This is a genomic window from Kitasatospora sp. YST-16, from assembly GCF_026802215.1.
GTDB classification, from domain to species: Bacteria; Actinomycetota; Actinomycetes; order Streptomycetales; family Streptomycetaceae; genus Kitasatospora; species Kitasatospora cineracea.
Window position 1 is genome coordinate 483,745 of record NZ_CP113837.1, and the last position, 13,156, is coordinate 496,900.

Below are 13,156 nucleotides of genomic sequence, written 5' to 3' on the forward strand. Positions count from 1 at the left end.
GCGCCCCGGCCGGTCGGCGGACGCGGACTCCCCCTCGGACGATTGCGAGCACCCCCGTGGCCCTCTCCCCTCCGCACGCCCGCGCCTTCCTCTCGGTCGGCGCCCTCACCCTGGCCGCGCTCCCGCTGGGCGCGGCCACCGCGTCCGCCGCAGCCCCGGTCGGCCAGTCGGCCGTGGTCAGCCAGGACTGCGCCTCCGGCGGCCGGATCCAGCAGACGGTGGTGAACAACACCGCCACCCCCACCACCTTCACCCTCACCTGGCCGGGCAACGGCACCTGGACGGCGACCGTCGCGGCCTTCGACTCCTCGCACTTCTACTTCACCAAGCCGTCCGGCACCGCCTACACCTTCCGCACCACCACCCCGCAGGGCTACGACAACACCGTCAGCGGCACCCTGGACTGCTCGAACACGCTGGACGCCAACGTCAGCCTGGAGTGCCCGCGGAACGCCGACGGCTCACTGCCCGCGAGCCACCGCCTGCGGATCACCCTGGACAACCGCACCGCCGCCGCGCAGACCTTCACCGTCGCCTGGCCGGGCCGCACCAACTCGCCGTGGACGGTGAGCGTTCCGGCGATGTCCGGCGACTCCTCGCTGTACTGGACCCTCCCGAACGGCACCCCCTACACCTTCAACCTGACCGCCACCGGCAGCAGTTGGAGCAGCACCCAGTCCGGCACCGCGAACTGCGGCCTGGCGGCCGGCACCCCGGGCATGAACGCGCAGACCGTCCTCACCACCGCCACCCCGATCAGCGGCGTCAACACCCTTGCCGCCGACGGGGTTTCGTACACCACCACGACCACCACCGCGAAGTCGGTGCGGATCCCGGCGCTGGCCCAGACCGCGTCCGGCACGGTGATCGCCACCGCCGACGCCCGGATCGACGGCGGCGCCGACCTCGGCGGCGGAACGAACAACATCCAGGTGGCGATGGTCCGTTCGACCGACGGCGGGACGACCTTCTCGGCGCCCCGGATCATCGCCCACCCCGCGACCACCGCGGAGGGCTACGGCGACTCCAGCCTGCTGGTGGACCGGACCACCGGCCGGGTGTTCTGCTTCTTCACCTACTCGCCCAAGGTCGGCGTCGGCTACTACGGCTCCACCGCCGGCGACACCTCCGCCACCGCCACCACCAACACCCACGTCCGGTACGTCACCTCGGACGACGACGGCGCCACCTGGAGCGCCCCCGTCGACCTCAACCCGTCCGTCCGCGACGCGAGTTGGGCCGGCATGTTCGCCTCCTCCGGGCACGGCGTGCAGCTCGCCTCCGGCCGCCTGGTGCAGCCGATGGTCTACCACGACGCGGCGGGCGACCACGCGGCGAATCTCTACTCCGACGACCACGGCGCCAGTTGGCACTCCGGCGGCTCCGCGGCCACCGGCGTGAACGAGTCCAAGGCGATCCAGCGCAGCACCGGCAAGGTCGTCCAGAACATGCGCTCCAACGCGGGCGGCAACCGCTGGTACGCCACCACCTCCGGCGCCACCGACGTCGCCGGCGGCTTCGGCACCGCCTGGAACTCCGGCCTGCTGGACCCGGGTTGCAACGGCGACGAGATCTCCTACCTGCGCCCCACCGACACCGACGCCGCCGGTCACCCGCTGCTCAGCCCCACCGCCGTCCTGTCCAACGCCGCCACCTCCAACAACTCCACCCGCCAGGACCTCACCGTCCGCATCAGCCAGGACGACGGCGCCAGCTGGCCCCACCGCACCCTCCTCAAGGCCGGCCCCAGCGGCTACTCCAGCGCAGCGGTCCTCAACGACGGCACCGTGGCCGACCTGTACGAGATCGGCAGCACCGGCGGCATCGTGTACACCAACTTCACCACCGCCTGGGTGAGCGGTTCCTGACGATCCGTCAGTCATGCGAGGGGGAAGCTTCCCAGGGATCTTCCCCCTCCGGCTCCGGGTGCACGGAGGGGAGCAGCCCGTCCAGGAAACGCCGGAGTCCGGCGTCGCCGCCGCGGTCGATCTCGCGCAGCCAGGGCAGCGGCGCCATCAGTCGGGCCGTCTCCTCGGTCGCGCACGCGTCCAGTGCGGCGAGCAGCGCGTCCGGGACGGGGGCGTCGGTCAGGCACAGCCAGCCCAGCGCGGCAGCCACCCGGACGGCGGGCGGTTCGGCGGGGTCGGACCACCGGGCCCGCACCCACGCCTCGCACCCGGGGTCGGGATGCTCGTCGGCCCACTGCACGAGCGCGAGCAGCAGTCCGGCCCGCACCACGGGATCGGCCTCGGTGCGCAGCCGTGCGTACAGGGCCGCGCGAGTGCGGTCGGCGGGGCCGGAGGCGGCCACCAAGGTGTAGGCGGCCGCGGCGCGGATGCCGGGGACGGGGTCGTCGAGCAGGGCTGTCAGCAGGTCCGCGTCCGCGGCGAGTGCGTCCCGGGCGGCCTCGATGCCCCACGTCCCGAAGTAGCCGCTCGGTTCGTAGCGCCACCCCGGGTCGTCGAAGCGCAGCAGTTCACTCCTGGTCTCCGGCCAGGGAGCCAGCACCCGGCGCACCGTCCAGGCTGCCGTCTCCAGCGCGTAGCCGCGGTGCCGGTTGCACGGGTCGGCCGCGGCACGGAGCAGGAACGGGACGGCCATGGCCGCCACCGACCAGTAGCTGTTGGCCAGTTGGCCCTCCACCCCGCGCACTCCGCGGTACACCTGCTCGGGGTCGGTGGAGCGCAGCCGCGCCACGTCGTCCCGGGTGCCGGCACCCTCCGGGAAGCGTTCCCAGGGGAGGTCGTCGTACGCGAAGGCGTCCTTGCTCGCCGCGGGGAGCGCCGCGAGCACGGCGCGGACGTCGAGCGGGCCGCCCGCCTGTGCCAGCGGGTCGGCGTCGAGGAAGGCCCGGACGATCTCCTGGCGGACCGGGTCGTCCTGCCACTCTGCTCCCAAGAGGACGTCAACTGCCGTTCTGTGCGGCGGCCTTGGCGTTGCGTTCGCGGGCGGCGGCAATGCGGCGGCGGGCCGGGCGGTAGTGGGCTTCGACGGCGCGGTCGAAGGCGAGCGGGTCGGCGGCGCGGACGGCGGCGACCACGGCGCGGTGGGCGTTGACGGTGTCGAGTTCGTCCTGCTTGGTGATGACGTGCAGGTGGGGGGCGACGATGCCGTAGACGTCCCAGCAGGCGGAGGAGAACTGGCTGATGATCTCGTTCTTGAGCGGTTCGACCAGCAGGGCGTGGAAGCGGCGGTCGATGCCGATGACGTCCTGGCCGGCCGCCAGTCCGGCCTCCATCTCGTCGACCAGTTCCTCCAGGGCGGTGATGTGGTCGGCGTGCAGGGTGTCCAGGATGCGCTGGGCCATGCCGCGTTCCAGCACCTCGCGGACGTCGACGAGTTCCTCCAGCACCTTGAAGTCGTCGTCGGGGCTGAGCAGTCCGCGGAAGGTCAGCCCCTCGACCAGGGCGGACATGCTGAGGCGGCCCACGTAGGTGCCGTGGCCGTGCCGGACCTCGACGATGTCCAGCGCGTCCAGCGTCTTGACGGCCTCGCGGACGCTGGAGCGGCTGGCGCCGAGCGCCTCGCACAGCTCGCCCTCGCTGGGCAGCAGGTCGCCGGGGCGCAGCCGGTTGTCGATGATGTACCGCTTGATCCGTTCGGCCACCTCGTGCCGGCGCAGCGGGCGCGGCGACGCGACGCCCTTGGTGCGGATGGTCTCGGCCACCGGTGCTGTCCCCACTTCTCCGCTTCCCGGCGCGTTCCGCCGGGTGTTCCCCCGCGTGGCGTCGGGCCACGGGGGGCTGCCAGCCTACCAGTCCGGCTCGCGGACATCCGATGTCTGACCAGCAGGTGGGAAGGAGGCCGGAGGCCGGAGGCCGGGAGAGCCGGAGGCCGGGAGAGCCGGAGGCCGGGAGGGGCGGGGTCAGGACGGGGCGCGGTCGGCGAGGCGGTGCAGGCGGCCGGGGATGTCCAGGCCGATCAGCAGGACGACCAGCAGGCTGAGGCCGAAGGTGAGGACCGCCAGCGACTGGCCGAGCGGGCGGCCCTCGGCGAGGCGGGCGCCGAGCAGCGGGGCGACGGCGCCGCCGAGCGCGCCGACGTTGTAGACGAAGCCGAGGCCGGAGGCGCGGCGTTCGACCGGCAGGTGGCTGCCCAGGTAGCGGGGCAGCAGGCCGGAGATGCCGAAGCTGGTGGCCTGGAGCAGGAACAGCAGCACGCCGAGCAGCAGCAGGTCGTCGTGCACGGCGAACACCGGGAAGACGAAGGCCAGCGACGCGGTGAGGGTGAGCGCGTAGGCCCGGGCCGGGCCGAACCGGTCGCCGGTGAACCCGGCCAGCACGCACCCGGCGGCCGTCCCGAACCCGGCCCAGAACAGCACGTCGCGGACCTGCCCGGCGGTGTAGTGCAGCTCGGTCTTGAGGTAGGTGGGCAGCAGCGCCTGGATCGGCCAGGTGTACAGGAACCCGGCGAACACGGTGACGGTGAGCGCCAGGTACAGCACCCGGTGGCCGGGGCTGCCGAGCCGGACCGCGAGGGTGCCGAGCGCGCCCGCGGCGAACAGGGCGAGCGGCCAGGCGGCGTCCCCGGCCCGGCCGGTGAACAGCACCAGCAGCGCGCCGAAGGCCCCGGCGGCGAGCCCGAGGTGCAGCGCGGCCCGGCCGGCCGAGAACACCTCGACGGGGCGGGGGGCGTCCGGGCCCTGGCTGCTCCCCCGCCCGGTCCCGGCGGGGCGGCCGGCGTCCGGGGCGTTCCCGGCGGGGCGGCGGGCGTCCGGGGCGTTCCGGAGCGGGCGGGTGAACAGCGGGCGGAACGGGTTGGGGCGGGCGGCGGTCTCGGCGATCGCCTCCTCCCAGTCCTCGGCCTCGGGCAGCGCGCGGCGCATCCACAGCGCGAACAGCGCGGGCAGCACGCCCAGGTAGAACATCCAGCGCCAGCCGAGCGCGGGCACCACCTGGCTGTAGACCTGCGCGGCGAGGACGGTCCCGATCGAGTACCCGGAGATCAGGAACCCGCTGGCCCGCCCGCGCATCCGTTCCGGCCAGCTCTCCATCACGTAGGTGGCGCTGGCGCTGTACTCCCCCGCCATGCCGAGCCCGACCACCAGCCGGGCCGCGTACAGCGCCCCGTAGCTCCCGGCGAGCCCGCAGGCCAGCGTCCCGAGCGAGAACAGCAGGATGCTGGCGGTCATCGCGGCCCGCCGCCCGTACCGGTCGCCGAGCGCGCCGAGCAGCATCCCGCCGAGCCACCGGCTGACGAACGCGGCCGACACCAGCGAGGCGGCCTGCACGGCGTCCAGCCCGAACTCCGCCCGGACCTCGGTGAGCACCAGCGTGATCAGGACGAAGTCGAAGCCGTCCAGCACGTACCCGCCCCAGGCGGCGGCGAAGGCCGTCCAGCCGCGCCGCCCGACCTGCCGGTACCAGCGGGGCCGGCGGCGGGGGTCGGTGCCTCGCGGGGGTCGGTCCATCGCGGCAGGATATCCGGACGACCGGATTCCGCAATGGGTTCCGGTGAGGGTTCCGGTACGGGTCCCGGCGCAGGTCCCGACGCCCGGGAGACCCGCCGCCCACCGCCCACCGGGCCACCGGGCCGCCGGGCCGCCGGGCCGCCGGCTCAGGCCGCGGGCGCCTTCCCGCGCAGGCCGGTGGCGGCGACGACGGCCCCGAGCAGCAGCGCGGCCCCGGCCGCGAGCAGGGCCCGGCGGGTGCCGTCGGCGCCGGACGGCGACAGGTCGAGGACCGCGCCGAGGACCGCGACCCCGAGCGAGGCGCCCACCTGGCGGGCCGAGTTGAGGACGCCCGCGCCGGTCCCGGCGAACTCGGCGGGCACGGTGCCGGCCACTGCGGCGACCAGCGCGGGCAGCGCGAAGGAGACGCCGAAGCCGAAGGCCAGCAGGCCCGTCAGCGTCGCGGCCGGGGCGAGCGCCGAGTCGCCGGTGAACGGCGCCTGGAGCAGCGCGCCCGCGCCCATCAGGACGAAGCCGGTGGTGGCGGGACGGCGCGGGCCGATCCGGCCGACCAGGCGGCCGGTCCAGAGCGGGTTGACGGCGGTCGGCAGGGTCAGCGGCAGGAAGGCCAGCCCGGCGACGGCCGGCGAGTAGTGGCGGGCGTCCTGGAAGAACAGCGACAGGACGAACAGCAGCCCGGAGAGGCCGAAGTTGGCGAGCAGGCCCGCCGCGACCGCGGGCGAGAAGCCCGGGCTGCGGAACATCCGCAGCGGCACCATCGCGGCGTCCCCGGCCCGCCGCTCGGCGAGCACGAAGCCGACCGCGGCGACGACGGCGAGCGCGAGCGCGCCCAGCACCCGGGCGGCGGACCAGCCCAGGTCCGCGCCCTCGATCAGCGCGTACACCAGGGCGGCCAGCGCGACGGCGGCGGTGAGCTGGCCGACCGGGTCGAAGCCGCCGCGTGGCTTGCGGACGGTCTCCGGGGCCCGCCGGACGGTGACGGCCAGGCTGACCGCCGCCAGCGGCACGTTGACCAGGAAGACCGCCTGCCAGCCGACGGCCGCGGTCAGCACGCCGCCGATCACCGGCCCGGCGGCCAGCGCCGCACCGGTGATCGCCGCCCAGGCGCCCACCGCCCGGGCCCGCGCCGCCGGGTCGGCGTACGCGCGGGTGATCACCGCGAGCGAGGACGGGAGCAGCAGCGCCCCCGCCGCGCCCAGGGCCAGCCGCAGCGCGACCAGCACGGGCAGCGTGTCGGCCAGTGCGGACACCCCGGACAGCAGCCCGAACGCGACCAGCCCGCACAGGAAGACCCGGCGCCCGCCGAAGCGGTCGGACAGCCAGCCCGCGGTGAGCAGCAGGGCGGCGAAGGTGACGGTGTAGCCGTTGGTGACCCACTGCAGGCCGCTCAGGCCGACACCGAGGCGGTCGGCGATCGCGGGGAGGGCCACCGAGACGACGGTCAGGTCCAGCAGGACCATGAAGTAGCCGAGCGAGAGCCCGACCAGCAGTCCGCGGGGCGGCCCCGCGGACCCGGCCGGGGCGGCGGCGGCAGAACCGGTGGCGGCAGCGGCAGCGGCGGAAGCGGTGGCAGCAGCCGAAGCGGCGGACCGGGCGTCGGCCTGGGTGGCCATGGGCGTGCTCCTCGTGGTGGAGGGGAGAAGGCGGAACGGGAAGAGCGCAGGCCGCAGCGTCCGGGGAACCGGTCGGCCGGGGCGCGGTCGTCCGGTCCCCCGGATCGGCACCGTGGCGGTGCGGTGGGGGCGGTGCTGCCATTCTTCCGGAGCGGGGAGCGGATCCGGCCGTCCTGAGCACGGGAAGGACCGATGGATACAATCGGCCCGGCCGATGGATCGGCGACGGAGCACCGGCAGGCCGACGGATCGTCAGAGGAGTGGCCCGGCAGTGGAGTTACGGCACCTGCGCACCTTCGAGGCGGTCGCCCGGACGCTCAGCATGACCGGGGCGGCGCGCGAACTGCACTACGCGCAGTCCAGCGTGAGCGACCAGGTCCAGGCGCTGGAACGGGAGTTGGGCGTCGAACTGGTCGACCGCTCGCAGCGCCGGATCCGGCTGACCGCGCAGGGCGAGGTGCTCGCCTCCTACACCGGCCGGATCCTCGGGCTGCTCGAGGAGGCGCGCACCGCGGTCGTCCGGCCCGCCCCGGAACTGGCCCTCGGCGCGCTGGAGACACTGAGTCGGCACCTGCTGCCCGGCGTACTGGCCTCCTACCATGCCCGGCACCCGGAGACCAGGGTGCGGGTCTCGCAGTCCAACCGCGGCGAACTCCACGGAGCGGTGCGGCGCGGCGAACTCGACCTCTGCCTGACCTTCGGCACCCCACCGAACGTCCCACCGAACGTCCCACTGAACGTCCCGCCGGGTATCCCGCCGAACACCCCTCCGAACGCCGGACCGGACGCCCCGGGGCTGCGCGCGGAGACGCTGGCCGAGGAGCCCCTGGTGGTGATCGTCCCGCCCGGCCACCGGCTGGCCACTCGCGGTCGGGCCGACCTGGCGGAGCTGGCCGCCGAACCGTTCCTGGCCACCCAACGGGGCTGCGGCTTCCGGGAGATGTACGACACCGCGTTCGGCAGCACCTCCACCGACGCGGCTACGGCTACGGCTACGGCTACGGCTACGGCTACGACCACAGTCGCAGCCGCGGTCGGACCGGAGCCGGTCGCCGAGGTGGACAGCATCGACACGCTGGGCGCCTGCGTCGCGGCCGGGATGGGCTGCGCGCTGCTGCCGCTGCTCGCGGTCCGCCACCGGGCCGACCGGGGCGAGGTCGCCGTGGTGGAGGTCGGCGACGCGGAACTCCGGACCGCGATCACCATGACCTGGCTGGAGCGCAGCCCGGCGAACCCGGCGCTGACCGGCTTCCAGGACGCGATCCGCCGCCAGTTGTCCACCCGGCCGTCCGACCTCCTGACCTCCTGACCTCCTGACGGACCGTCAGGTCGCTTGCCCGCTGCCCGGCTCGGGCCTCAGGCGGCGGGGCTCCAGCCGAGCAGCGGGCCGAGGCGGGTGGCGAGGTCGGTGAGGATCTGGACGTAGTCCTCCGGCGCGAAGGTGAACGGCAGCGCGAACGCGACCTCGTCGGCCTCCCGGAACGCGGCGTGCGCGTACAGCTGTTCGGCGAGCTGCTCGCTGGTGCCGACCAGGTCGGGGGCGAACAGCAGGCGGCCGGGGCCCTGCGGGGCGAGCGTGCGGGCGTACCGGGACTCCGCGTACGCCCGGTACTTGGCGCGCTGCTCGGGGGTGGCGCTGTCGGTGGGGACGACCACCAGTCCGTGCGAGACCCGGGCCCGTTCGCCCGCGGGGTGGGCGGCTCGGAACGTCCGGATCAGGGCGAGCTGGTTGGCCTCGAAGCTCTCGCTCTCCTCGGCCCGGACCACGCTGCTGGTGAGCAGGTTCAGCCCCTGCTCGCCGGCCCAGCGCGCCGAGCGCAGGCTGCCGCCGCCGTACCAGACCCGTCCGGCCAGGCCGGGCACGTGCGGCTGGACGCGCTCGGAGTACGCCTCGATGCCCTCGGTGCCCTGGAAGGTGCTGGCCCGCTCGCCGCGCAGCAGGCCGAGCAGGCGCTCGACCCGCCCGTAGCCGAAGTCTTCGCGGTCGGCGGTGTCCGGGTACAGCGCGCCCTTCACCTCCTCGTAGTGGATCGGCACGCCGACGCTGACGCCGGGGTTGAGCCGCCCGCCGGAGAGCACGTCGACGGTCGCCAGGTCTTCCGCGTAGCGCAGCGGGTTCTCCCAGCCGAGCGGGGTGACGGCGGTGCCGAGGGCGATCCGGCGGGTGCGCTGGCTGGCGGCGGCGAGCACCGTCAGCGGCGAGGAGATCCCGTACTGCAGGTGCCGGTGACGCAACCAGGCGTTGTCGAAGCCCAGTTGTTCGCCGAGTTCGATCAGTCGCAGGGTGGCCTCGTGGCCGCCGGCCGGGTCGTGCTCGTCGAACAGGCCGATGGTCAGGAATCCCAGCGAGCGCAGCGGCCGGTCGGGGGTGGGCACCGGGTTCCTCCTCGGTCGTTCGGTCTCCGATCCCGCCACGCTCACACACCGGGGCCGGAACGATCAACCACCGGCCGGGATTGTGATGCGGCGTCACGCTCCCGCAACACTCGGGAGTCCCGCGTCCTTCCCGCTCCCGGCCTGCCCCCCTTCCCGTCCCCTTCCCGTCCCCTTCCCCCCTCCTTCCCGCTTCCGGCCCGCGCCGCCGGGCGGCCCGGCTACGGTGGCTGTCGGTCACTGGACATCAGGTCTTCGGGAGGGACGGCGATGTTCTCCAAGGTGTTCCCCACCGCGTTCTCCGGCGGTCGGCGCGCGCTGCTGGTGGCGGGGCTGGCCCTGGCCGCGGCGGGCTGCAGTTCCTCGGGCGGCAGCACGGACGCCGCGCCCCCGAACCCGAGCGCCCCGGCGTCAGCCCAAACGTCAGCACCGACCTCGCCCCCAGCCTCGCCCACGGGCGCGGCCACGATCGCCGTCACCGTCAGCGGCGACCCGTCCGCGGTCGGACCGGCCGGGCGGCCGGCCGATCCCTGCACGGTGTGGACCAACGCGCAGGTCAGTGCCGCGATGGGCGGCGGCTCCCAGTTGCTCGCGGAGGGGCCGTCCACCGAGCGTCCGTGGTCGTGCACCTGGGGCTCGCGCCGCTCGTACCTGTCGCTGCGGCTGGTCGACGACGCCGCCTTCGCCCGGACCACCTCGGACCCGGCCTTCACCTCCGTGCCCGTCGCCGGGGTCGGCGACCGGGCCGTGCTGCTGACCCGGGCCTCGGACGGCAGCCAGCCGGAACTCTTCTTCACCGTCGGCAGCTCCCACTACGCGATCGAGGCGGTCGCCGACCGCAGCGCGACGGACGCCTCGAACACGCCCGCCGAGTCCGCCGCCGAGGAGGCCCTCGGCAGGCAGGCCGGCGCGAAGCTGCGCGGCTGACGCGCCGTCAGCCGCACCGCCGTTCAGTGCGCGGAGAGCACCAGGCGGCGGTCGGTGTTGCGGTAACCGGCGCGTTCGAAGGCGGCGGCCATCGGGGTGTTGGCCAGGTCGGTGTCGGCGCGGATCCGGTCGGCGGCGGCCTCGGCGGCCAGGACGCGGGTGGTCTCGCCGAGTATCTCCTCGGCGTAGCCGCGGCCCCGGTGCCCGGGCAGCACGCCGAGGTAGCCGACGACGGGGCCCGCGGAGTTCCGGGAGGGGACGGCGAAGCCGACCGGTTCGCCGTCCGGGGTGTGCGCGGTGCGCCACCAGGAGCGCTCGCCGGGCATGCCGTCCCGGTAGAAGGCGACGTCGGCCCGGGCCTGTGCCTCGGCGCCGCGGCGAGCGGCGGCCGTCCGGGAGGTGGCGTCGAGGGTGCCGGTCAGGGCCCGGCGGAACAGGTCGGCGAAGACCTCGTCGTCCGGTTCGGCCCGGAAGCGCAGCCGCCCGGTCGGGGCGGGCAGGCCCGCGCCCGGCGTCCACTCGTAGCGCAGCCGCTCCAGGCGGGCCGGGAGCCCGGCCCGGCGGGCCGCCTCCTGCCGCCAGGCGACGGCGGCGACCGTCTCCGGCCGGTCGTGCCAGTCTCCGGGAAGCAGGAGGTGGTACTCGGGCGCCCGCCCGTGCGCCGCGTGCGCGGCGGTGAGCAACTCGGCGGCCAGCACGGCCCGTCGGGCGTCGGAGCCGAACTCGGGGCGGACGCCCAGGGCGTCGAGCGCGGCGGGCCGGTCGCTCCCGGGGCGGCCCCACCAGACGGCGAGCGCCAGCGGCGGCCCGCCCGGGGCGGCCCGGGCCGTCCACGTCCAGCCCGGGCGGTACTCGCCGGCGGCGAGCCGGGACAGGTAGGTGTCCGCCGTCATCCCGCAGGCGGGGTCGGCGGTGAACAGCGAGAGCAGGCCGTCGAGGTCGGACGCGACGGCGGGACGGAAGAACACGGTGCCTCCGGGGGCAGGGGGAACGGGAACCGGAGGCGCAGCCCGATCGGGCGGACCGCCCTACCGCACCCGGACGGGCGCGGGCGCGAGGACGGGAGCGGGGGCGGCAGCGGTGATCGGGAGCGCCGGGTGCGAGGTCGGCATCACGGACTCCTTTCTGCACGTGGGCCGCACGGGCCCGACCGGGGCGCCGGCCGCGGAACGGACCGGCGCGGCCAGCCTAGAACCCCACCGAATCGGGTCGCAACGGATTTTCCACCCACCCCCTTCTCCGCCCCCCAACCTCCCCTAACGCCCTGCCGCCCTCCCCTGACGCCGGGTCAGCCCCGGTAGGTCTCCAGCAGCCGCAGCCAGACCTCGCTGATCGTGGGATAGGCCGGCACCGCGTGCCAGAGCCGGGCGATCGGGACCTCCCCGGCGACGGCGACGGTCGCGGAGTGCAGGAGTTCGGCGACACCGGGCCCGGCGAAGGTGACGCCGACCAGCACCTCCCGGTCGAGGTCGACGACGGCCCGGGCCCGGCCCCGGTAGCCGTCGGCGTACAGGGCGGCGCCGGAGACCCCGCCGAGGTCGTAGTCGACGGCGCGCACCCGCAGCCCGGCGTCCCGGGCCTCCTGGAGGGTGCGGCCGACGGCGGCGACCTCGGGGTCGGTGAAGACCACCTGCGGGACGGCGGCGTGGTCGGCGGTGGCGACCGAGCGGCCCCAGGGGGCGAGGTCGAGCGGACGGCCGGCGGCCCGGTCGGCGATCGCGGCGCCGAAGACCCGGCCCTGGTACTTGCCCTGGTGGGTGAGCAGCGCGCGGTGGTTGACGTCGCCCGCGGCGTACAGCCAGCCGGCCGGGACGGCGGTGGCGCGGCCGGTGTCGTCGGTCTCGATCCAGCTGCCGGGTTCGAGTCCGACGGTGTCGAGTCCGAGGTCGGCGGTGGCGGGGCGGCGGCCGGTGGCGAACAGCGCCTCGTCGGCGGGCAGCCGGGTGCCGTCGGCCAGGTCGAGCAGGAGGGTGCCGTCCGGTTCGCGGTGCAGGGCGGTGACCGAGACGCCGAACCGGACGTCCACCCCGGCGGCCCGCAGGCCGTCGGAGACCAGTTGTCCGGCGAAGTCCTCGGTGCGGTCCAGCAGTCGGTCGCCGCGCACCAGCAGGGTGACCTCGCTGCCCAGGGCGCGCCAGGCGGTGGCCATCTCGACCGCGACGACGCCGCCGCCGACCACCGCGAGCCGCCCGGGCACCTCCTGCGCGGAGGTGGCCTCCCGGCTGGTCCACACCCGGGCGCCGGCCAGCCCGGGCAGGTCGGGGAGGGCGGCCCGGGTGCCGGTGCACACGGCGACGGCGTGCCGGGCGGTGAGGGTGCGCCGCCCGCCGTCGGGCGTCTCGACGGTGACCCGCCGCTCGCCGTCCAGCCGCCCGTGCCCGCGGACCAGGTCGATGCCGGCCGAGGCCAGCCACTGCACCTGCCCGTCGTCGTGCCAGTGCGAGGCGAACCCGTCCCGCCGCGCCAGCACCGCCGCCGCGTCCAACTTCCCGCCGACGGCCTCCCGGCTGCCCGCCACCCGCCGGGCGTCGGCGAGCGCCGCGACCGGGCGCAGCAGCGCCTTGCTGGGCATGCACGCCCAGTACGAGCACTCCCCGCCGACGAGTTCGCTCTCCACCAGCGCCACGCTCAGCCCGCCCGCGTGCGCCCGGTCCGCCAGGTTCTCCCCGGTGGGCCCGCCCCCGATCACCACCAGGTCGTAGCCGTCCTCAGCACCCATGCCCGCACCCACCGGCCTCTCCGCTCGCCTCGCCCGCCGCCCCGTGACGGCCCGTCAGCCCCCATCGTGCACCACGTTCCGCCGCCCGCCGCCACGACGAGCCCGGTGCGGGGA

10 protein-coding genes are annotated in these 13,156 nt (G+C 75.4%); 3 read left to right on the plus strand and 7 right to left on the minus strand.

Going from position 1 to position 13,156, the window contains the following annotated elements:
* Window positions 1-56 precede the first annotated feature (56 nt).
* Window positions 57-1,868 carry a sialidase family protein gene (locus OU787_RS02255; RefSeq protein ID WP_268658342.1) on the plus strand — a complete coding sequence of 604 codons (1,812 nt, stop codon included), beginning with the start codon at window positions 57-59 and terminating at the stop codon, window positions 1,866-1,868.
* Window positions 1,869-1,875: 7 nt separating this feature from the next.
* Here the strand turns inward: OU787_RS02255 and OU787_RS02260 are convergent, their stop codons facing one another.
* The 4 genes from OU787_RS02260 to OU787_RS02275 all read right to left on the minus strand — a co-directional run bounded on the left by OU787_RS02260 (window position 1,876) and on the right by OU787_RS02275 (window position 7,023).
* Complete coding sequence (locus OU787_RS02260) at window positions 1,876-2,898, minus strand: hypothetical protein (RefSeq protein WP_268658343.1); 1,023 nt, start codon at window positions 2,896-2,898, stop codon at window positions 1,876-1,878.
* 7 nt (window positions 2,899-2,905) lie between these two features.
* Complete coding sequence (locus OU787_RS02265) at window positions 2,906-3,667, minus strand: FadR/GntR family transcriptional regulator (RefSeq protein WP_268658344.1); 762 nt, start codon at window positions 3,665-3,667, stop codon at window positions 2,906-2,908.
* A gap of 198 nt (window positions 3,668-3,865) precedes the next feature.
* Complete coding sequence (locus tag OU787_RS02270) at window positions 3,866-5,410, minus strand: MFS transporter (protein WP_268658345.1); 1,545 nt, start codon at window positions 5,408-5,410, stop codon at window positions 3,866-3,868.
* Window positions 5,411-5,556: 146 nt separating this feature from the next.
* Complete coding sequence (locus OU787_RS02275) at window positions 5,557-7,023, minus strand: MFS transporter (RefSeq protein ID WP_268658346.1); 1,467 nt, start codon at window positions 7,021-7,023, stop codon at window positions 5,557-5,559.
* A 271-nt stretch (window positions 7,024-7,294) separates the two neighbouring features.
* Between OU787_RS02275 and OU787_RS02280 the strand changes: the two genes are divergently transcribed.
* Window positions 7,295-8,332 carry a LysR family transcriptional regulator gene (locus OU787_RS02280; RefSeq protein ID WP_268658347.1) on the plus strand — a complete coding sequence of 346 codons (1,038 nt, stop codon included), beginning with the start codon at window positions 7,295-7,297 and terminating at the stop codon, window positions 8,330-8,332.
* A 47-nt stretch (window positions 8,333-8,379) separates the two neighbouring features.
* On the opposite strand, the gene OU787_RS02285 is transcribed toward OU787_RS02280, so the two are convergent.
* The gene (locus OU787_RS02285) at window positions 8,380-9,399 is read right to left on the minus strand and encodes an LLM class flavin-dependent oxidoreductase (protein ID WP_268658348.1); all 1,020 of its coding nucleotides are present in this window, start codon (window positions 9,397-9,399) and stop codon (window positions 8,380-8,382) included.
* Between the two features lie 267 nt (window positions 9,400-9,666).
* On the opposite strand from OU787_RS02285, the gene OU787_RS02290 reads away from it, so the two are divergent.
* The gene (locus tag OU787_RS02290) at window positions 9,667-10,323 is read left to right on the plus strand and encodes a hypothetical protein (RefSeq protein WP_268658349.1); all 657 of its coding nucleotides are present in this window, start codon (window positions 9,667-9,669) and stop codon (window positions 10,321-10,323) included.
* 23 nt (window positions 10,324-10,346) lie between these two features.
* On the opposite strand, the gene OU787_RS02295 is transcribed toward OU787_RS02290, so the two are convergent.
* Both OU787_RS02295 and OU787_RS02300 read right to left on the minus strand, forming a co-directional pair.
* On the minus strand, window positions 10,347-11,291 hold the full coding sequence (locus OU787_RS02295) for a GNAT family N-acetyltransferase (protein WP_268658350.1): 945 nt from the start codon (window positions 11,289-11,291) through the stop codon (window positions 10,347-10,349).
* Window positions 11,292-11,611: 320 nt separating this feature from the next.
* Window positions 11,612-13,042 carry a dihydrolipoyl dehydrogenase family protein gene (locus OU787_RS02300; RefSeq protein ID WP_030459788.1) on the minus strand — a complete coding sequence of 477 codons (1,431 nt, stop codon included), beginning with the start codon at window positions 13,040-13,042 and terminating at the stop codon, window positions 11,612-11,614.
* Between the last annotated feature and the right edge of the window lie 114 nt (window positions 13,043-13,156).

Coding starts and splice junctions, on each gene's coding strand:
- OU787_RS02290 (WP_268658349.1), top strand. CDS start 9,667: ATGTTCTCCAAGGTGTTCCCCACCGCGTTCTCCGGCGGTCGGCGCGCG.
- OU787_RS02275 (WP_268658346.1), bottom strand. CDS start 7,023: ATGGCCACCCAGGCCGACGCCCGGTCCGCCGCTTCGGCTGCTGCCACC.
- OU787_RS02270 (WP_268658345.1), bottom strand. CDS start 5,410: ATGGACCGACCCCCGCGAGGCACCGACCCCCGCCGCCGGCCCCGCTGG.
- OU787_RS02300 (WP_030459788.1), bottom strand. CDS start 13,042: ATGGGTGCTGAGGACGGCTACGACCTGGTGGTGATCGGGGGCGGGCCC.